The sequence below is a fragment of the Methylobacterium sp. P3_A11 genome, from assembly GCF_056403155.1.
This window is the reverse complement of record NZ_JBFUGA010000038.1, coordinates 29,671-47,924: the sequence shown is the minus strand read 5'-3', so window position 1 is coordinate 47,924 and position 18,254 is coordinate 29,671. Positions and strand designations below refer to the sequence as shown.

Sequence of the window (18,254 nt, the reverse complement as noted above, 5' to 3'; positions counted from 1 at the left end):
CCGCGAGCCCCGCGAGGGTGGCCGCCACCGCGGCGAGCGCCGCCGCGAGGCCGGCGAGTAAGCACCGCCGCGAACCCGCGCGGGCCTCGGCCGGCGCGGGATGTATCAGATGGGCGCGGTCCTCCGGGGCCGCGCCCTTTTTTTATGGCGCAGCGCACCCCTTTCGCCAGGATCACCAGATCGACGTGACCCATCCCTCATCGGGGGGAGAACGACGCGCGCCGGGGGCGAGGCCGCCGGGTTCGATCCAGGGGCTGCAATGGGTGGACCTCTGCCCGTCTGCGTCCGAGCAGCGAAAGCACGGCAGTCACGAAACGGGGATTCGGATTGCCCTGTTTCGTGACCGGTTCGTGCAGCCGACGATCCGCTGGCTGAAAGCCCCGAGCACGACGGCGAAGGAGAGGAAGCCGGCGACGGTCGGCATCCAGCGATGCGATCACAATCCATAGCATATCGAATGACGAAATTTTTTCGATCCTCTCAATCATTTGCGAAATGTGAATAGAGATCTGAATTCAAATAAAATACGACACTGTGCTGCATATGCCATATTATCGCGGATAAAGGATCGACATATTGCATCCCCGATTTGGGATGACGAGACTATGCGAACGTCGAAGCGGTTGCCGGCCTGGGGCGCTTTGTCTCTCGCCGCATGTCTAGGAGCTGGTATCGCTCATGCCGCTACGGTCGATCGCCAAATCCTTCCTGCGACGGCGCACTATGCGCGCGATGTCGACTGCAGCGACGTTCAGGTCGTTAGACCGATCATCCGTCCGCACACCCATCCGCTGGACGGCAGGATCAGCCCGAACCCGGCCGAGTCGGCCATGAGTCAAGGCGACAGTGCGATCTGCTTCGCCTACGCCACTGCCGACATGATCTCACAGCGCGAGGGCATCATCGTCTCGGCCCTCGATGTCGCGACCCAGTACTACTACGCCGACGCAAGCCGGCTCATGACGCTGCACAATCCGCAGCTGCAACGCTATCTGCGCGAACATCCTCAAATGATGGCCGAGATCTTGGAGGACCGCAACGACACCGACGTGAGCCGCGACCACAACCCCAAGCAGCTGCCTTACTTCGACAAGTTGGAAGACGGGCAGGAGGACGCGGCCGCTCTCCTCTACAACACGACCGGCCTGTGCTCCGATCGAGACTTGCCGTCCTTTGATGGCTACGCCCAACATGTCCGCCTGTTCTCAACGCTGCGCTACCGGGCGGGCATCACGCTGCATGACCGGAGCTACCGCAGCCTCGCCGGCACGGTCGAGAAGCTGCGCAATCCACTGACGGATCCCTTCAACGCCAGCTGGCTCGCCTACGTCGGTCACGCTTGCAAGCGTATCCCGTTACCGGCCCCGCTGCTGCCGGTCTCATACCGGATCGCCGACAATCAGCTCGATTTCATGGACCGGCTCGAACACGGTCATCCGCCGACGCGGGCCGAGAGCGATCGCCTGCTGGGCATGATCGACTACGCCCTCGATCACCACCGCACCCCAACGATCGGCTACAGCTGGTACCTGCTGGAGGACCGAGATCCGAAGGATCCGGACATGGCGGCCGACCACTCGAGCACCCTGCTCGGCCGCCGCCGCGTCGGGAGCACGTGCCAGTACCATCTGCAGGACAATACAGGGGAGTACTGCGCGCGGATGCGCCCGGGTATTGCCGCACGCTGCCGGTTGGGGCGGATTTGGGTGACGGACGAGGAGCTGCGCCGGACTCTCTATAGCGTCATCTATCTGCGATAGGCTTTTGAACCGCGAGCCGAAGCGCCTCCAGACGTGGAGCACACATCGTGGACCAGCGTGGTGGGTGGAGGTCACACGGGACCTGGGCTGTTCGGTCTGGTTGAACGACCGCTTGGGCCAAGGGGCCGAATTCTGTGCATCGACCCGAGGCGAAGCCGTCTGCTCTGGGGGGCGACGGCGGTCTATCCGGCTGCTGTAAGTCGAGACCAGCCTCAGAGAGACGATCGAGTTGGCGAGGTCGGAGGCCGCACAGCGCGATATCGGGCTGCGCGGCCCGAATTGCCCGGCCTGTCAAAGACAGCGACGTCGGCGCCGCCTCATCCGCGAGTCCGTTGCCGCCGAGCATTTGCAGCATGACCTCGGTGAAGCCGCCTCCTCGCGATCCGCCTCCTCGGCGGCCCACGGTTCGGCGCCGCCGGTGCGGATCGCCGACAGGGCCGGCCTCACCCGGCAGCGGACGCGACGGCTTTCGCGGCCTCTCTGCCTCCGAGGCACGTGGCGGAGGGAACGCGGCCCGTGCGTCTGCGTTCGACCGGCGACTTCACACCGGAGACCTCCATGGCCAACGACATGATGCACGACATCTTCAGCGGGGAGCCGAACATATCCACCACCGAGCGCGCCGTCTCGGTGGCTCTCGGGTTGGGGATCGCGGCCGTCGCTGCGCAGCCGCGGCCCAACAAGCTCCTGAGCCTGCTGGCCCTCGTCGTCGGCGTCGGCCTCGCGGTGCGCGGCGCCACCGGACATTGCGCCGTGAAGGCCGCGTCCGAACACATCTGAGCGCGACGGTCGATCGCGGCCGCAAAAAAGGGGCGCCCTGCGGGGCGCCCCTCGTCGTTTCAGGCCGTCGCGGGACGGGTCAGTAGGTGGTGGTGCGGCGGCCGGCGACCATGCCGTAGATGAACAGAACGACCACGGCGCCGACGACGGCGCCGATCAAGCCCGCCCCCTGGTTCGGTCCGTACCAGCCGATGGCCTGGCCCAGGAAGGTCGCCACGAAGGCGCCGACGATGCCCAGGATCGTGGTCAGGATGAAGCCGGCCGGCTCGTTCGGTCCGGGCATGAGGAACTTGGCGATGACGCCGGCGACGAACCCGATGATGATGGTCCAGAGGATACCCATAACAAACCCCAAGGCATGACTGTCGATGGCGGCAAAACGCTTCACGGCCCGCGACGGTTGCCCGCACCCCGCAGTGCGATGACGATTTTCCTCGGGTTCCGGCCTCGCCTGCGCGTGCGGCCCTTTACGGGCGGGGTGGCGCGGCGGCAGATACGCCGGTTCTGAGGTTGTGGAGACGGGCATGGACATTCAGCGGATCGAGCCGGGCAAGCGCATGGCGCAGGCCGTCACCTTCGGCGACATGGTCTACCTTGCCGGTCAGGTCGCCTCCGATACGGTCGGCACCGGGGTGACGATCCAGACCCAGCAGATTCTGTCGGAGATCGACCGGCTGCTGGCCGCGTCGGGCAGCGACAAGGCGCGCATCCTCTCGGCCACGATCTACCTCGCCGACATCGCGACCTTCGCGGAGATGAACGCCGCCTGGGATGCCTGGGTCTCACCGGAGAACCCGCCGGCCCGCGCCACCGTCGAGGCCAAGCTCGCCGCGCCCGAATACCTCGTCGAGATCGTGATCGTGGCCGCGAGGAGCCGGTGAGCGGCCGGCGCCGCGTCGTCCTGGCGGCTGCCGCAGCCGCCCTCCTGGGCAGCGTCCTGGCGGCCCTCCCCCAGGCGCGGCCGGCCTCCGCCGCCGAGGAGCGGGTCGTCAACATCTACAACTGGTCGGACTATATCGACCCGAAGGTGCTCGACGCCTTCACCCGCGAGACCGGGATCAAGGTCGTCTACGACACCTACGACAACAACGAGATCCTTGAGACCAAGCTGCTGGCGGGCCGGTCCGGCTACGACATCGTCGTGCCGTCGGGTCCCTACCTGCAGCGGCTGATCCGGGCCGGCGCCTTCCTGCCGCTGGACAAGTCCAAGCTGAAGAACCTCGGCAATCTCTGGCCGGAGATCACGAGCCGGCTGGCGGCCTACGATCCCGGCAACACCTACGCCGTCGATTACATGTGGGGCACGACCGGTATCGGCTACAATATCGCCGCCGTGCGGGAGCGCCTGGGCGCCAACGCACCGGTGAACTCGTGGAGCCTCGTCCTCAATCCCGCCTCGGCGAACAAGCTGAAGGAGTGCGGGATCATGATGCTCGACAGCCCCGAGGATCTGATTCCCAGCATGCTCCCGGCCTTCGGCGCCAAGGCGGATTCCAAGCGCTGGGACGACCTGACCCTGGTGACCGACGCCCTCTACAAGGTGCGCGGCAGCGTGCGGAAATTCCACTCGTCGGAATATATCCAGGCGCTCGCCAACGGCGATATCTGCGTGGCGGTGGGCTATTCCGGCGACGTCATGCAGGCCAAGCGCCGCGCCGAGGAGGCCAAGAACGGGATCGACATCGCCTACGTCGTGCCGAAGGAGGGCGCGCTGATGTGGTTCGACACCTTCGCGATCCCGAAGGACGCCGCCCATCCCGCCGAGGCCCTCGCCTTCATCGACTACATGATGCGGCCCGAGGTGGCAGCGGCCAACACCAACTTCGTGACCTATGCCAGCGGCAACCTCGCGGCGAAGAAGTTCGTCAAGCCCGAGATCCTGAGCAACCCCGGCATCTATCCGGACGAGGCGACCATGCAGCGCCTGTCGATCAACACCGCCTGGGACGACCGCACCCAGCGCTTCGTGACGCGGCTCTGGACCCGGGTTCGGACCGGGCGCTGACGCCGACGCCTCGGCGTGAGGGCGATGCCTGTGACCCCCCGAACGCGGTGAAACCCCGGCGCCCTTGGGCGCCGGGGCTCCGCAGCCAATGACTGCGCCTGAAGCCTAGTGTTTGAGGTCGTCCGGAACCTTGCCGCCGTTCTCGGCAAGCTTCTGCATGACCTGCTTGTGCAGCCAGATGTTCATGCTGGCCGAGTCCTCCTTGTCGCCGGTGTAGTGCAGCTCGTCGGCGAGCTGCTTGCGCGCGGCGAGGCCCGAATCGAGGCCGAGGAGCTTCATCAGGTCGACGATCGAGTGGCGCCAGTCGAGGGTCTGCGGGTTCTTCTCGGCGAGGCCGTTGAGCACGGCCGCGACGTCCACGGGCTCGCCGCCGCCGGAGGAGCCCGGGGCCGAGGGGGCCGAGGGGGTCGAGGGGGCGCTCGTACCGGCTGTTCCGGCCGTGCCGCCGGACGGCGCGGGGGCGGCGTCCGCGGTACCTCCGCCGAAGGGATGGAGGATCTTGCTGACGATGCTGCCGAGGAGGCTCATGGGTCCGCTCCGATGATCGAGGCCCGATCTCCGCACCGGGCGGCCATTCAACTGGTTGTGAGGCCGGGCGTTCCGAGGCTGTGCGGGCGCCGGGCGATCAGGGGGCCTTCCAGAGGGCGGCCACCAGTGCGGCCCGCTCCTCCGCGAGCGTGCCGCGCGGCTCCGAGCGGCCGGCGCGACCGTACCAGTACCGTGCGTTGCCGTCGTCGCCCTCGATCCGGTGGAGATGGGCGTGGACCCAGGCAGCCTCGGGGCCGGCCGCATCCTGGACGAGGCCGTGCGCCTGCGCCCAGGCGGCCGAGGCCGGCCCCGACGGGTCCCGGGTGAGCCACCACAGCGCGGCGAGCGGGGCGGACCAGCCCGGCGGCGGCTCGCTCGCGGTCAGAGTTGCCGCGAAGGACGGGGGCAGGCATTCGGTCACGGCGATCCCCTCCGCGGCGGTTCACCGGCCGGCGGCGCGCTCCGGCGGCCAGCGGCCGCGGCGCTGGCGGGCGGACCAGGCGTAGCGGGCGTCGCCGTCCAGGCGGTCGAGATGATCCGAGAGCCGGTTGCGTTCAAGCCAAGACAAGGCGGCCTCCAGTTCGGGCAGGGTCATGGTGGTCCGACCCTTGCCGAGGACGCGCTTGAGCACGGCGTTGTAGCGATGGGCGAGGTTGCTGCCGCGGGGCACCCGCAGGGAGGTCTCGTCCTCCACCGCCTGGGCCGCCACCGTGGCGGCGAGCCGCTGGCGCAGGGTCCGCTCGGTGATCGAGGGTGGCTCGGGGGCCGGTGCCGCCGGGGCCGGGTCGGCGAGGCGCGGGCGCAGCAGGGCGTAGCGCAGCCCGATCGCGTTGCTCTCCAGGGGCGTGATGCCGGCGGGCTCGTCGTCGCGCCAGCGGGTCCGCTCCGGCACGACGGCGCTCGTCGGCCGCTCGCGGGGCGGGCGCACGCTGCTGCCTTGCTCGGTCTCGAGTTCCAGGCGGAACCTGGCGAAGAGCGGGTCGTCGGGATGGAAGATCAGCGCCTGCTGGGCGTCGTAGGACCCCGCATGCGGATCGACCCGGGTCGCCCGGGCGAGCATCTGCTCGAGCCAGGGTCGCGAGCGGATATGGGTCAGGGCCGCGACGACCGCGACCTCCGGGGCGTCGAGACCCTCGTAGGCCATGGCGACCGTCACCAGCACGGCCGGTTCCGGCATCAGGCGGAACGCGGCGAGCGCCGCGTGGGCATCGCCCTGGCCGGAGGTCGCGAGGCGGACGTCGCGCTCCCCCTGCCCCGCAGGCATCCACCCCCGCAGGGTCGTGAGGTAGGCCCGCGCGCTCGCCTGATCGGGGGCGACGACGAGGAGCTTGCCGAGCCCCCGCGCCGGCTCGCCTGGGCGAAGGTTCCGCTCGGAGCGGCGCCGGGCGCGAAGGCGTTTGGTGGCGAAGAACGCCTCGCTCAGGAGGTCGCGGGCGAAGCCCGTCCGCAGTGCGGTGAACAGGGCCGGCCGCGTGGTGATCCGCACCGAGCCCGCGCCCAGCCGGTGCGGACCGACCCGCGGGCTGTCGCCGGCGATCCGGCCGCCCTCCAGCCAGCTCGCCTCGCCGTCGATGGCGCCGAAGGTCACCGGCAGCACCGCCCGCTCGGCGAGGGCCTGCGCCCGGGAATAGCCGATCACCGCGAGGCCGGGGGCGTCGAGGTCGAGGTCCGGCCCCCGTCCGAGGGCAGCGGGCTTATAGGGCAGGCCGAGGATACGCCGCCCGTCGGCCCGCTCCAGCGTGCCGGACAGGTAGAGGCGGAACGCGGCCGCCTCCATGACGGGCAGCATCGCGCGGGACCACGCGCCCGCCTCCGCATCCTCGGCGGAGGCCTCGTCGGATCCCGGCCGTCCGGGCACCGGCAGGTGGTGGACCTCGTCGACCACCAGCAGGGTCCGGTGCGTCCGTGCCTCCGCGAGGTGGAGGGCGGGTGCGGCGGCGACCGCCTGATAGGTGGTGATGTAGCCGGCCAGGCCCCGGGCGGGGTCGCGCTCGTTGTCAGCGGCCCGCACGCTCAGCGCGTGCCCGAAGACCGCGCGCCACAGGGGATCCGCGAAGGCCTCCTCGGCCTGGAGGCGCAGGGAATCCCGCGGCACCACCCAGACCACGCGCTCGACGAGACCCGCGGCGATCAGCCGGTGCGCGGCGATCACCGGCAGCAGCGACTTGCCGCCGCCGGGCGTGACCGCCGCCAGGATCTTCCGGACAGGCCCCGCCTCCCCGCTCGCCATGGCCGCCACCAGGGCCATCAGCGTGCGCTGGTGCGAGCGCAGGGACGGGGGGGGACGGGTCAAGGACCGGCGAAGCAGGGCGACATCCGGCTACCGTGGCCGATCCGGATTCCTTTGTGAATCCCCGGAGTCGCGGAACGTTCGCGTTTTCGTCCCGGGCGCAGCCGCGCCGCACCCGGCGCGATCGGCCCGCGCAGTCCGCGGATGCGCGCATCGACACGGGATCGGGGCGCCATAAGCGTTGACACCCGGCCGCCCCCTCACCATAACGGCSCCGCGGGCGAACAACCCGCCTTGGGGGAATGTCCCGAGCGGCAAAGGGGGCGGACTGTAAATCCGCTGCGTAAGCTTCGTAGGTTCGAGTCCTACTTCCCCCACCAAGTCCTTCCCGAATTCGTCAGCCCTGTTTCGCCAGCGCAGCCTCGATGCGCGCGGCTGCAGCGGCCGAGAAGCCCTTGCCTTCGAGCCCCTGTCCTGCGGCCGCCTGGCCCGTGAGCGCGCGGCGCTTGCCCCCGGGCAGGTGCGCCTGCCGCAGGGCGTGGGCGTCCCGGTGGCTGGCATGGGTGATCGCGATGGCCAGGGCGTCGGCGGCGTCGGCCACGCGGAACTCGGCCTTCGGCAGCAGGAAGCGCACCATCGCCTGGATCTGGACCTTCTCGGCGTGGCCGGAGCCCGCCACGGTCTTCTTGATCAGGTTGGCGGCGTATTCGAAGACCGGCAGGCCGGCCAGCGCCGGAACCACCAGCGCCATCGCCCGGGCATGGCCGAGCTTGAGGGTCGCCTGCGCGTCCTTGTTGACGAAGGTCTCCTCCACGGCGACCTCGTCGGGCCGCACGCCCGAGACGATCCGGCCGATGCCCTCGAACAGCTCCCGCAGGCGCAGCGCCAGCGGCAGGTCGCCGTCGGAGGTCACGACGCCGCAATCGCCATAGGTGAGCTTGGTGCCCTGGGCGGTGATCAGGCCCCAGCCGGTGCGGCGGAGGCCGGGATCGATCCCGAGGATGCGGACGGGGCTGGACATGATGCTCCACGGCTCGACGAACGGCCCGAGGCTGCCGTACGTATCGTGAACGCTTGGTTTCACCAAGGCGCACGAATCCGGAGGACGATCATGAGCGCGGAAACCCCGATCAGCCGGTTCCCGGTGCCGCCCCTCTCCGAGATGCCGGAGGATCTCCGTGCGCGGATCGTCGAGGTGCAGGAGAAGGCGGGTTTCGTGCCCAACATCTTCCTGGCGCTGGCGCATCGTCCGGACGAGTTCCGCGCCTTCATGGCCTACCACGACGCGCTGATGGACCGGCCGGGCAACCTCTCCAAGGCCGAGCGCGAGATGATCGTGGTGGCCACCAGCGCTGCCAACGCGTGCCTCTACTGCGTCGTCGCCCATGGGGCGATCCTGCGGGTCCGGGCCAAGAACCCGCTCATCGCCGATCAGGTCGCGATCAACTATGCCAAGGCCGACATCACCCCGCGCCAGCGCGCCATGCTGGACTTCGCCGTGAAGGTGGCGACGGCCTCCCAGAGCGTCGGGGCGGCGGATCACGCGGTGCTCGCCGGACACGGCTTCGGCCCGGACGACGTCTGGGACATCGCGGCGATCACCGCGCTCTTCGCCCTGTCCAACCGGCTCGCCAGCGTGGCAGACCTGCGGCCGAACCGCGAGTTCTACGCGATGGGCCGCTGACTCCGCCGATCAGACGCGCCGGCCCAGTAGGATGAGGGCGGTTCCCGCGAGGCAGACCGCGCTGCCCGCGAGATCCCAGCGGTCGGGCCGCTGGCCCTCGGCGAGCCACAGCCACAGGACCGAGGCGGCGACGTAGACACCGCCATAGGCCGCGAAGGCACGCCCGGCTGCCGGGCTGTCCACCAGGGTCAGCAGGGCGGCGAACGCGGTCAGGGATGCGACTCCCGGGACCGCCCACCAAGCGGTGCGTCCGAGCCGGAGCCAGGCCCAGAACGCGAAGCAGCCGGCGATCTCGGCGAGGGCGGCGCCCGCATAGGCGAGGAGGGTCATCGCATCATCTTGGCACGACGCGCGCCGCGGGCCGAGCCAGAATGCCGTTAAGCGCCCGGCAAGGACGATGCGGTCGAGTGGCGCCATGACCGCGCACCCGACGAACGACGAGCAAATGCTGTTTCCAGGCGACGCGCGCCTGCGCGCGACCGTCCTGGCCTGGATCGAGGGGCTGGCACGCGAGCGGCGGATGTCGCCCAACACCGTCGAGGCCTACGGGCGCGACCTGCGCCAGTTTCTCGTCCACCTCGCGTCACGGCAGGGCACGCCGACGATTCCGATGCTGGTGGCGTTGAAGGTCCGGGACATCCGCACCTTCATGGCCGCGCGCCGGGCCGACGCGGTCTCCGGCCGCTCGCTGATGCGCATGCTCGCGGGGCTGCGCTCCTTCGCGCGCTTCCTGGAGCGCGAGGGCTTCGGCACCGTGTCGGCTTTGGGTGGCGTACGCTCGCCCAAGGTGCCGCGGCGGCTGCCGCGTCCCCTGCCCGTCGCCGCCGCGGTGGCGCTGACCGATACCGCGATCCGCGTCGGCGAGGAGCGGGAGCCCTGGGTTCTCGCACGGGATGCCGCGGTGCTGGCGCTGCTGTACGGTTCGGGCCTGCGCATCTCCGAGGCGCTCGGTCTGACCCGCCGCGACGCGCCCCTGCCTGGGGTCGATCAGGTCACCGTGCTCGGCAAGGGCGGCAAGCAGCGCATGGTGCCGATCCTGCCCGTTGTGGCGCGGGCCGTGGCCGACTACGTCGCCGCCTGCCCTCTGCCCCTGCCCCCGGACGGACCGCTCTTCGTCGGTGTCCGCGGGGGTCCGCTGTCCCCCCGGATCATCCAGTACACCGTCGCCCGCGCCCGCGGCGCCCTGGGCCTGCCCGAGAGCGCCACGCCGCACGCCCTGCGACACTCCTTCGCGACGCACCTGCTCGCCCGCCAGGGCGAACTGCGCGCGATCCAGGAACTCCTCGGCCACGCCTCCCTGTCGACCACCCAGCTCTACACGCAGGTCGATGCCGCCCGTCTCATGAGTGCCTATGCGGCGGCTCACCCACGGGCGGCCCGCTGATCAATAATTGATGGAGCGCTTGACTTCGTGGCGGATCTTCATCCGCTATAGACAGCTGATCCGGTCGACCCAGCACATTGGCGAGCCTTTAAGGTCTTCGTCACGATCTTCAGTGACAATGTGCATCGGGACCGGGTCGACTTGGGCGGGCGTCATGGAGCTTCAGGACGGGGGGACGCCAGCACGTGTCGTGATCGCGGATTGCGATTCCGGCCGCCGCGCCTCCCTGCGGGACATCGTCCGGCGCTTCAATCCTGATGCGGTGATCGACGAGGCGACCTCGGGCCAGGCGCTCTGCGACATCCTGCTCCGTCACCGACCGACCCTGGCCTTCGTCGGCCTTCAGCTCGATGATCTCAGCGGACCCGAGGCCGTCGCGGTCGCGCGCCGGGCCGGCGCCGAGCCCCCCTGCCTGGTCCTGGTCGCCACCCGCGTGCTGCCGCACTGGCAAGACATCGCGACGAGCCTCGGAGCCTACGAGGTCCTGAAGACGCCCCTCGATCCGAGCCATATCGAGCAGCTCCTCCACGCCGATGCCCGTCGGCGTGCGCCGACGCGGGCGTTGCTCGCCTGCTCGACGCCGGCGGGGCGCTCGGCCATCAGCCGCGTCGTGGCACGCAGCGGCTTCGCCATCGAGATGGACGAGACCGATGACGGCCGCCACGCCCTCAGGCTGCTGAAGCTCGCGGCCTACGACTTCGCCTTCATCGACGTGAAGCTCGTCGGCATCGACGGGCTCGAACTCGCCTGCCAGATCCAGCCCCTGGGGCTCGCCACCCGGATCACCCTGCTGACGACGGCCGAACTGGAGCCGGTCGCCCAGGCGGGCCGCTATTTCGGGGTCGATGCGGTGCTGCGGATGCCGTTCTACGCCCGCGACATCGACCTGGCCCTGCACAACGCCCTCGGGCTGCGCAGGCCATACCTGCTGAACGCCCTCACCGCCCCGCCAGCGCCGAGCGCGCTCCTGCGGATCGCCGACCTGCCGAATCCGCGGCGCAAGATCGCCTGATCGTCGGGGGATCGGGCCGCGTCACCCCCCGGCGCCCGATCCCGCACCGTCGACGGGAGGCCCCTGCGCCTTCCGCACCCAGCGCCGGCCAGGGTCGGGCAGGCCGGGGTCGGGGCAGGCCGAGATCGGGAATCGGGCCTCGACTTTGGCCAGCGCGCTCAGACGTGGATCGCGCGCTTGTTCACCGCCAGCGCGGCTTCCTTGACTGCCTCGGTGAGCGTCGGGTGCGCGTGGCAGGTGCGGGCGATGTCCTCCGACGAGGCGCCGAACTCCATCGCCACCGCCACCTCGGCGATCAGGTTGCCGGCATCCGCCCCGACGATGTGCACGCCGAGCACCCGGTCGGTCTGGGCGTCGGCCAGCACCTTCACGAACCCGTCCGTGGTGCCGTTGGCCTTGGCCCGGCCGTTGGCCGTGAATGGGAACTTGCCGGCATTGTAGGCGATGCCGTCCATCTTCAGCTCCTCCTCGGTCTTGCCCACCGAGGCAACCTCCGGGAACGTGTAGACGACGTTCGGGATCACACCGTAATTCACGTGGCCGGATTGGCCGGCCAGCATCTCGGCGATCGCCACCCCCTCGTCCTCGGCCTTGTGGGCGAGCATCGGGCCGGCGATCACGTCGCCGATCGCGTAGATGCCGGTGACATTGGTGGCGTAGTGCGAGTCCGTGAGGATCCGGCCCTTGTCGTCCCGCTGGACGCCCACCGTGTCGAGGCCCAGACCGTCCGTGTACGGCACGCGGCCGATCGCCACGAGGACCACGTCGGCCTGCAGCGTCTCCGCCGCGCCGCCCGCGGCCGGCTCGACGGTGACGCTAGCGCCCTTCTTGCCGACCTCGACGCCGGTCACCTTGGTCGACAGCTTGAACGCGATGCCCTGCTTGGTCAGGATCCGCTGGAACTGCTTGCCGACCTCGCCGTCCATGCCGGGCAGCACCCGGTCGAGGTACTCCACCACCGTGACCTCGGAGCCGAGCCGGCGCCAGACGGAGCCCAGCTCCAGGCCGATGACCCCGGCGCCGATCACGAGCAGCTTCTTCGGCACCCGGTCGAGTTCGAGGGCGCCGGTCGAAGAGACCACGACCTTCTCGTCGATGGTCACGCCGGGCAGGCGGGCCACGTCGGAGCCCGTGGCGATCACGATGCTCTTGGTCTCGAGCATCTGGTTGCCGCCGTCCTCCGCGATCACCTCGACGCGGCCCGCGCCGGCGATCCGGCCTGTGCCGTGGAAGGTTTCGACCTTGTTCTTCTTGAGCAGGAACTCGACGCCCTTGGTGTTGCCGGCGACGCCCTCGGCCTTGAAGGCCATCATCTTCTTCAGGTCGAGCTTCGGCGTGCCGACGTCGATGCCGAGATCGGCGAAGTGCGTGTTGGCCTCGTCGAAGGCCTCGGAAGCGTGGAGCAGCGCCTTCGACGGGATGCAGCCGACGTTGAGGCAGGTGCCGCCGTGGGTGGCGCGTTTCTCGACGACGGCGGTCCGCAGGCCGAGCTGCGCCGCGCGGATCGCGCAGACGTAGCCGCCGGGGCCGGTGCCGATGACGACGAGATCGTAGGACATGAAGGTTCGCTTCCGCTCGGTCGTGCCGCGTTGGGACGGGCAGGGAATGTCAGGTCGGGCCGGGGCTCAGCGGCCGCCGCCGATGTCGAGGATCGCCCCCGTGGTGTAGGCGGCCTCCTCCGAGAGGAGCCACACGATCGGCGCGGCGACCTCCTCGGCGGTGCCGGCCCGGCCCATCGGGACGCCGGGGCCGAGGCGCTCCACCCGGTCGGGCTCGCCGCCGCTGGCATGGATCTCGGTGGCGATGATGCCGGGGGCCACGGCGTTGACGCGGATCCCGTCCCCGGCCACCTCGCGGGCGAGCCCGATCGTCAGGGAATCGATGGCGCCCTTCGAGGCGGCGTAGTCCACGAACTGGCCCGGGCCGCCCAGCCGCGCCGCCACCGAGGACAGGTTCACGATCGCGCCCCCTGCCCCGCCGCGCTTGGTCGACATCCGGCGCACCGCCTCGCGGGCGCACAGGAAGCTGCCGACCACGTTGGTGGTCATCATCCGCTGGAGACGGGCGACGCTCATGTCGGCCACGTCGGACTTCACGTCGACGACGCCGGCATTGTTGACCAGCGCCGTGAGGCGCCCGAGCCCGTCGGCCGCCTTGAACAGGGCGATGACGTCGGCCTCGCTGCCGACATCGCCCTGCACGGCGAGCGCCGTCCCGCCCTTGGCGGTGATCGCGTCCACCACCGCCTGAGCCGCGGCGGCGTCCGACACGTAACTCAGGCAGACGGCGTAGCCGCGCTCCGCCAGGAGCAGCGACACCGCCCGGCCGATGCCGCGGCTGCCACCGGTGACGATCGCGACCCTGTTCTCAGCGCCCGACATGACAGCCTCAGAGATCCAGCACGAGCCGCGCCGGATCCTCCAGCGCCTCCTTGACCCGCACCAGGAAGGTCACGGCCTCCTTACCGTCGACGATGCGATGATCGTACGACAGCGCCAGATACATCATCGGCCGCGCCTCGATCTTGCCGGCGCGGACCACCGGGCGCTCCTCGATGCGGTGCATGCCCAGGATGCCCGATTGCGGCGCGTTGAGGATCGGCGTCGACATCAGCGAGCCGTAGATGCCGCCGTTGGTGATCGTGAAGGTGCCGCCCTGCATGTCCTCGATGGACAGCTTGCCGTCGCGGGCCTTCTTGCCGAATCCGGCGATCTTCTTCTCGATGCCGGCGATCGACAGGTCGTCGGCGTCGCGCACCACCGGCACGACGAGGCCCTTATCGGTGCCGACCGCGATGCCGATGTGGTAGTAGTTCTTGTAGACGAGGTCCTGCCCGTCGATCTCGGCGTTGACCGCCGGCACGTCCTTGAGGGCGCCGATCACCGCCTTGGTGAAGAAGCCCATGAAGCCGAGCTTCGTGCCGTGCTTCTTCTCGAAGATGTCCTTGTACTGGCTGCGCATCGCCATCACGGCCGACATGTCGACGTCGTTGAACGTCGTCAGCATCGCGGCCGTGTCCTGCGCATCCTTGAGGCGGCGCGCGATGGTCTGGCGCAGCTTCGTCATGCGCACGCGCTCCTCGCGCGCGGCGTCGTCCGGCGCCGAGGGCGCGCGCGGCAGGGTCGGGCGGGCCTCCTTGGCGGGCGCCGACGGGGCCGGACCCTTGGCGATGGCACCGAGCATGTCGCCCTTGGTGATGCGGCCGTCCTTGCCGGAGCCGTTGACACGCGACGGGTCCAAGCCGGACTCGCGGGCGAGCTTGGCCACCGCCGGACCGTTGTCGCCGACAGGGCGCTGCTGGGCTGCCGGAGCCGCCGCGTCGCCGTGGTTGCCGTAGCCGGCCGACGAATCCTGGGCCGGTGCCGCGGCCTTCGGGGCCTCGCTCCGGCTCTCGGCCTTGGTCTCGGCGACCTCCTTCGGTGCCTCCTTGGGCGCCGCCTTCTTGGCCGTGCCGCCGCCGGCGCCGGCCTCGACGATCGAGCCGAGCAGGGCGCCGGGCTCAACGGTTTCGCCGTCCTTGACCAGGATCTCGCCGAGTTCGCCGGCCGCCGGGGCGTTGACCTCCAGGGTCACCTTGTCGGTCTCGAGTTCGACGATCGGCTCGTCGGCCGCTACGGTGTCGCCGGGCTTCTTGAACCAGCGGCCGATGGTGGCCTCGCTCACGGATTCGCCGAGGGTCGGGACGAGGATGTCGGTAGCCATAGGTCTCGCACTTCCGGATCGGTTGGGCCGTGCCGGACGGCCTGGAAAGTGACGGCGGCGGCCCGAACGGGCCGCCGCCAAGTCCTGAAACGAATCAGACCGCCAGGGCCTCGTTGAGGAAGGCCTGGAGCTGGGCCTGGTGCTTCGACATCTGGCCCACGGCCGTCGAGGCGGAGGCGGGGCGGCCGACGTAGCGGGCGCGCTTCACCGCGGAGCCGGCCTGCCCGAGCACCCATTCGAGGTAGGGCTCGACGAAGGCCCAGGCGCCCATGTTCTTGGGCTCCTCCTGGCACCAGATCACGTCGGCGTTGCGGAAGCGCGCCATCTCGTTGGCGAGTGCCTTGAGGGGGAACGGGTAGAGCTGCTCGACGCGCATCAGGTAGATGTCGTTGAGGCCGCGCTTCTCCCGCTCCTCCAGCAGGTCGTAATAGACCTTGCCGGAGCACAGCACGACGCGGCGGATCTTGTCGTCGCGCACGAGCTTGTTCGGCGCGCCCTCCTCCTCGGCGTCGTCCCAGAGGACGCGGTGGAAGGTCGAGCCCTCCGCCAGGGCGTCGAGGCTCGAGACCGCCCGCTTGTGGCGCAGCAGCGACTTCGGCGTCATCAGCACCAGCGGCTTGCGGAAGTCGCGCTTCAGCTGCCGGCGCAGGATGTGGAAGTAGTTCGCCGGCGTCGTGACGTTGGCGACCTGCATGTTGTCCTCGGCGCAGGCCTGGAGGTATCGCTCCAGGCGGGCGGAGGAGTGCTCGGGCCCCTGCCCCTCGTAGCCGTGGGGCAGCAGCAGCACGAGGCCGGACATCCGCAGCCACTTGCGCTCACCGCTGGCGATGAACTGGTCGATCACCACCTGGGCGCCGTTCGCGAAGTCGCCGAACTGCGCCTCCCACAGGACCAGCGCGTTCGGCTCGGCCAGCGAATAGCCGTACTCGAAGCCGAGCACCGCCTCCTCGGAGAGCATCGAGTTGATGATCTCGATGGAGGCCTGGCCCTCGCGGATTGCGTTGAGTGGCGTGAAGCGCTGCTCGTTCTCCTGATCGATCACCACGGCATGGCGCTGCGAGAAGGTACCGCGTTCCACATCCTGCCCCGAGAGGCGGACGCGGTTGCCGTCCAGCAGCGTCGCGCCGAAAGCCAGAGCCTCGGCGGTCGCCCAGTCGATGCCGACCCCCGTCTCCACCGCCTTGGCGCGGTTGTCCATGAAGCGCTGGATGGTGCGGTGCAGGTGGAATCCGGGCGGCGCCTGGGTGATCCTGCGGCCGATCTCCTGCAGGGTCTCGGCCGGCACGGCGGTGCGGCCACGGCGCGGATCGTCCACGTCCTCGTGCACGGCCTTGAAGCCGGACCAGCGGCCGTCCAGCCAGTCGGCCTTGTTGGCCTTGTAGTTGGTGGCGACGTCGAGTTCGCTGTCGAGCATGCCGCGGAACTCGGCCTTGCGGGAGTCCAGCGCCTCCTGGGTGACGGAGCCGTTCTCGACGAGCTTGCGGCCGTAATTCTCCAGCACCGACGGATGCTTGCGGATCCGCTGATACATCTTCGGCTGGGTGAAGGCCGGCTCGTCGCCCTCGTTGTGACCGAAGCGGCGGTAGCAGAGCATGTCGATGACGACCGGCTTGCCGAACTTCTGGCGGTATTCCACCGCGACCTTGGCCGCGAAGGTGACGGCCTCGGGGTCGTCGCCGTTGCAGTGGAAGATCGGCGCCTCGACCATCTTGGCGACGTCGGACGGGTAAGGCGAGGAGCGCGAGAAGCGCGGATCGGTGGTAAAGCCGATCTGGTTGTTGATGATGAAGTGGATCGAGCCGCCGGTGCGGTGGCCCTTGAGGCCCGACAGGCCGAAGCACTCCGCGACCACACCCTGGCCCGCGAAGGCGGCGTCGCCGTGGATCAGCAGCGGCAGCACCGTCCGGCGCTCGATGTTGGGCTTGGCCCACTGGTCCTGCTTGGCGCGGACCTTCCCCAGCACCACCGGATCGACGATCTCGAGGTGCGAGGGGTTGGCGGTGAGCGACAGGTGGACATTGTTGCCGTCGAAGGCGCGGTCCGAAGATGCGCCCAGGTGGTACTTCACGTCACCCGAGCCCTCGACCTCCGCCGGGGAAGCCGAGCCGCCCTTGAACTCGTGGAAGACCGCCCGGAAGGGCTTGGCCATCACGTTGGTGAGCACGTTGAGCCGGCCGCGATGGGCCATGCCGAGCACGATCTCGCGCACGCCCAACGCGCCGCCTCGCTTGATGATCTGCTCCAGCGCCGGGATCATCGACTCGCCGCCGTCGAGGCCGAAGCGCTTGGTGCCGGTGTACTTGAGGTCCAGGAACTTCTCGAAACCCTCGCCTTCGATCAACTTGTTGAGGATGGCTCTCCGACCTTCCGGCGTGAAGGAGATCTCCTTGTCCTTGCCCTCGATCCGCTCCTGGATCCACGCCTTCTCGGCGGGGTCGGAGATGTGCATGAACTCGACGCCGAGCGTCTGGCAGTAGGTCCGCTCCAGGATGTCGACGATCTCGCGGATCGTGCCGAACTGGAGGCCGAGCACGTTGTCGAGGAAGATCGGCCGGTCCCAGTCGCTCTCCTGGAAACCGTAATGCTGCGGATGCAGCTCCTCGTGGTCGCCCCGGGGAGCGAGGCCCAGCGGGTCGAGCTTGGCGTGCAGGTGGCCGCGCATGCGGTAGGAGCGGATCAGCATGATCGCCCGCACCGAATCCTTCGTCGCCTGCTCCACCGACACGCCGGTGGTGGCGGAGACGCTGTCCTGCGGCTTGCCGGGCTTGGCCTCGCGGGCGACGATCTTGTCGCCGATGGCCTTTTCGAGGGCACCCCAATTGCCGTCGAGCGCCGAGACCAGCTCACCGTTGAGGGGCACCGGCCAGTTCGGCTTCTCCCAGGAGGCGCCCGCGGCGTTCTTCTCGACCAGGGTCTCGTCCTCGCCGAGCCCCTTGAAGAAGGTCTGCCATTCCGGATCCACCGAGGCCGGGTTGCGGGCGTAGGCCGCCTGCAATTCCTCGATGTAGGCGGCGTTGGCGCCGTAGAGGAACGAGGTTTCGAGGAGCGCTTCGTTCACGTCCTGGCGTGCCATGGTGCGTCCATCCTGTCGCGCGGGCAGGATCCCCTGCCCTTCGGGCTCCCCGTCAGCGCGGCGGATCGCCCTCAAACCAAAACGGGGCGGGTGACC

The 18,254-nt window shown here is 69.5% G+C and carries 18 protein-coding genes and 1 tRNA gene; 9 read left to right on the top strand and 10 right to left on the bottom strand.

The features are described from left to right. From AC1DXK_RS13935 to AC1DXK_RS13925, 3 genes are all read left to right on the top strand, one after another. Window positions 1–449 (top strand): hypothetical protein (locus tag AC1DXK_RS13935; RefSeq protein WP_477298070.1); only part of this gene is annotated, 449 nt, incomplete at its 5' end. A gap of 156 nt (window positions 450–605) precedes the next feature. Then, window positions 606–1,760 carry a hypothetical protein gene (locus AC1DXK_RS13930; protein ID WP_457106122.1) on the top strand — a complete coding sequence of 385 codons (1,155 nt, stop codon included), beginning with the start codon at window positions 606–608 and terminating at the stop codon, window positions 1,758–1,760. 558 nt (window positions 1,761–2,318) lie between these two features. Continuing rightward, entirely contained in the window at window positions 2,319–2,540 is a 222-nt protein-coding gene (locus tag AC1DXK_RS13925) for a YgaP family membrane protein (RefSeq protein WP_457106195.1), read from the top strand. Between the two features lie 79 nt (window positions 2,541–2,619). Here AC1DXK_RS13925 and AC1DXK_RS13920 read toward each other — a convergent pair whose 3' ends face one another. After that, on the bottom strand, window positions 2,620–2,883 hold the full coding sequence (locus AC1DXK_RS13920) for a GlsB/YeaQ/YmgE family stress response membrane protein (RefSeq protein WP_457106123.1): 264 nt from the start codon (window positions 2,881–2,883) through the stop codon (window positions 2,620–2,622). 181 nt (window positions 2,884–3,064) lie between these two features. Here AC1DXK_RS13920 and AC1DXK_RS13915 point away from each other — a divergent pair, with 181 nt between their 5' ends. Together AC1DXK_RS13915 and AC1DXK_RS13910 are read left to right on the top strand one after the other, a co-directional pair. Continuing rightward, window positions 3,065–3,421, top strand: a complete 357-nt coding sequence (locus AC1DXK_RS13915) for a RidA family protein (protein WP_457106124.1) — start codon at window positions 3,065–3,067, stop codon at window positions 3,419–3,421. Next, complete coding sequence (locus tag AC1DXK_RS13910; protein ID WP_477298067.1) at window positions 3,418–4,545, top strand: polyamine ABC transporter substrate-binding protein; 1,128 nt, start codon at window positions 3,418–3,420, stop codon at window positions 4,543–4,545. The genes AC1DXK_RS13915 and AC1DXK_RS13910 overlap by 4 nt, the downstream gene beginning before the upstream one ends. Before the next feature lie 105 nt (window positions 4,546–4,650). Here the strand turns inward: AC1DXK_RS13910 and AC1DXK_RS13905 are convergent, their stop codons facing one another. From AC1DXK_RS13905 to AC1DXK_RS13895, 3 genes are all read right to left on the bottom strand, one after another. Beyond that, window positions 4,651–5,073, bottom strand: coding sequence for a DUF3597 domain-containing protein (locus AC1DXK_RS13905; protein WP_457106126.1), 423 nt, complete (start codon window positions 5,071–5,073; stop codon window positions 4,651–4,653). A 97-nt stretch (window positions 5,074–5,170) separates the two neighbouring features. Then, window positions 5,171–5,494 (bottom strand): hypothetical protein, encoded by a 324-nt coding sequence (locus tag AC1DXK_RS13900; RefSeq protein WP_457106127.1) that lies wholly within the window; start codon window positions 5,492–5,494, stop codon window positions 5,171–5,173. Between the two features lie 21 nt (window positions 5,495–5,515). After that, window positions 5,516–7,366 (bottom strand): DEAD/DEAH box helicase, encoded by a 1,851-nt coding sequence (locus AC1DXK_RS13895; protein WP_457106128.1) that lies wholly within the window; start codon window positions 7,364–7,366, stop codon window positions 5,516–5,518. A gap of 233 nt (window positions 7,367–7,599) precedes the next feature. Here AC1DXK_RS13895 and AC1DXK_RS13890 point away from each other — a divergent pair. Continuing rightward, window positions 7,600–7,683 (top strand) — tRNA-Tyr (locus AC1DXK_RS13890). Between the two features lie 17 nt (window positions 7,684–7,700). Here AC1DXK_RS13890 and ruvC read toward each other — a convergent pair. Next, on the bottom strand, window positions 7,701–8,324 hold the full coding sequence (ruvC, locus tag AC1DXK_RS13885) for a crossover junction endodeoxyribonuclease RuvC (protein ID WP_457106129.1): 624 nt from the start codon (window positions 8,322–8,324) through the stop codon (window positions 7,701–7,703). Window positions 8,325–8,414: 90 nt separating this feature from the next. Between ruvC and AC1DXK_RS13880 the strand changes: the two genes are divergently transcribed. Next, the gene (locus tag AC1DXK_RS13880; protein ID WP_457106130.1) at window positions 8,415–8,987 is read left to right on the top strand and encodes a peroxidase-related enzyme; all 573 of its coding nucleotides are present in this window, start codon (window positions 8,415–8,417) and stop codon (window positions 8,985–8,987) included. Between the two features lie 9 nt (window positions 8,988–8,996). Here AC1DXK_RS13880 and AC1DXK_RS13875 read toward each other — a convergent pair whose 3' ends face one another. Next, a complete protein-coding gene (locus AC1DXK_RS13875; protein ID WP_457106131.1) occupies window positions 8,997–9,317 on the bottom strand; it encodes a YnfA family protein in 321 nt (106 codons plus the stop codon). A gap of 85 nt (window positions 9,318–9,402) precedes the next feature. On the opposite strand from AC1DXK_RS13875, the gene AC1DXK_RS13870 reads away from it, so the two are divergent. Together AC1DXK_RS13870 and AC1DXK_RS13865 are read left to right on the top strand one after the other, a co-directional pair. Beyond that, window positions 9,403–10,371 (top strand): tyrosine recombinase XerC, encoded by a 969-nt coding sequence (locus tag AC1DXK_RS13870; protein ID WP_457106132.1) that lies wholly within the window; start codon window positions 9,403–9,405, stop codon window positions 10,369–10,371. A gap of 154 nt (window positions 10,372–10,525) precedes the next feature. Further along, on the top strand, window positions 10,526–11,383 hold the full coding sequence (locus tag AC1DXK_RS13865; RefSeq protein WP_477298063.1) for a response regulator: 858 nt from the start codon (window positions 10,526–10,528) through the stop codon (window positions 11,381–11,383). 158 nt (window positions 11,384–11,541) lie between these two features. Here the strand turns inward: AC1DXK_RS13865 and lpdA are convergent, their stop codons facing one another. The 4 genes from lpdA to AC1DXK_RS13845 form a co-directional block, all read right to left on the bottom strand. Further along, window positions 11,542–12,942, bottom strand: a complete 1,401-nt coding sequence (lpdA, locus tag AC1DXK_RS13860; protein WP_477298061.1) for a dihydrolipoyl dehydrogenase — start codon at window positions 12,940–12,942, stop codon at window positions 11,542–11,544. A gap of 66 nt (window positions 12,943–13,008) precedes the next feature. Beyond that, complete coding sequence (locus AC1DXK_RS13855) at window positions 13,009–13,764, bottom strand: SDR family oxidoreductase (protein WP_457106135.1); 756 nt, start codon at window positions 13,762–13,764, stop codon at window positions 13,009–13,011. Window positions 13,765–13,771: 7 nt separating this feature from the next. After that, complete coding sequence (odhB, locus tag AC1DXK_RS13850) at window positions 13,772–15,085, bottom strand: 2-oxoglutarate dehydrogenase complex dihydrolipoyllysine-residue succinyltransferase (RefSeq protein WP_477298059.1); 1,314 nt, start codon at window positions 15,083–15,085, stop codon at window positions 13,772–13,774. Between the two features lie 94 nt (window positions 15,086–15,179). Then, entirely contained in the window at window positions 15,180–18,158 is a 2,979-nt protein-coding gene (locus AC1DXK_RS13845) for a 2-oxoglutarate dehydrogenase E1 component (protein WP_457106137.1), read from the bottom strand. Window positions 18,159–18,254 lie beyond the last annotated feature (96 nt).

Bases quoted from the DNA above. Each gene is read 5' to 3' on its own strand.
- ruvC (WP_457106129.1), bottom strand. From the start codon at position 8,324: ATGTCCAGCCCCGTCCGCATCCTCGGGATCGATCCCGGCCTCCGCCGC.
- odhB (WP_477298059.1), bottom strand. From the start codon at position 15,085: ATGGCTACCGACATCCTCGTCCCGACCCTCGGCGAATCCGTGAGCGAG.
- AC1DXK_RS13905 (WP_457106126.1), bottom strand. From the start codon at position 5,073: ATGAGCCTCCTCGGCAGCATCGTCAGCAAGATCCTCCATCCCTTCGGC.
- AC1DXK_RS13865 (WP_477298063.1), top strand. From the start codon at position 10,526: ATGGAGCTTCAGGACGGGGGGACGCCAGCACGTGTCGTGATCGCGGAT.
- AC1DXK_RS13845 (WP_457106137.1), bottom strand. From the start codon at position 18,158: ATGGCACGCCAGGACGTGAACGAAGCGCTCCTCGAAACCTCGTTCCTC.
- AC1DXK_RS13915 (WP_457106124.1), top strand. From the start codon at position 3,065: ATGGACATTCAGCGGATCGAGCCGGGCAAGCGCATGGCGCAGGCCGTC.
- AC1DXK_RS13880 (WP_457106130.1), top strand. From the start codon at position 8,415: ATGAGCGCGGAAACCCCGATCAGCCGGTTCCCGGTGCCGCCCCTCTCC.
- lpdA (WP_477298061.1), bottom strand. From the start codon at position 12,942: ATGTCCTACGATCTCGTCGTCATCGGCACCGGCCCCGGCGGCTACGTC.
- AC1DXK_RS13925 (WP_457106195.1), top strand. From the start codon at position 2,319: ATGGCCAACGACATGATGCACGACATCTTCAGCGGGGAGCCGAACATA.
- AC1DXK_RS13930 (WP_457106122.1), top strand. From the start codon at position 606: ATGCGAACGTCGAAGCGGTTGCCGGCCTGGGGCGCTTTGTCTCTCGCC.
- AC1DXK_RS13920 (WP_457106123.1), bottom strand. From the start codon at position 2,883: ATGGGTATCCTCTGGACCATCATCATCGGGTTCGTCGCCGGCGTCATC.
- AC1DXK_RS13855 (WP_457106135.1), bottom strand. From the start codon at position 13,764: ATGTCGGGCGCTGAGAACAGGGTCGCGATCGTCACCGGTGGCAGCCGC.
- AC1DXK_RS13875 (WP_457106131.1), bottom strand. From the start codon at position 9,317: ATGACCCTCCTCGCCTATGCGGGCGCCGCCCTCGCCGAGATCGCCGGC.
- AC1DXK_RS13870 (WP_457106132.1), top strand. From the start codon at position 9,403: ATGACCGCGCACCCGACGAACGACGAGCAAATGCTGTTTCCAGGCGAC.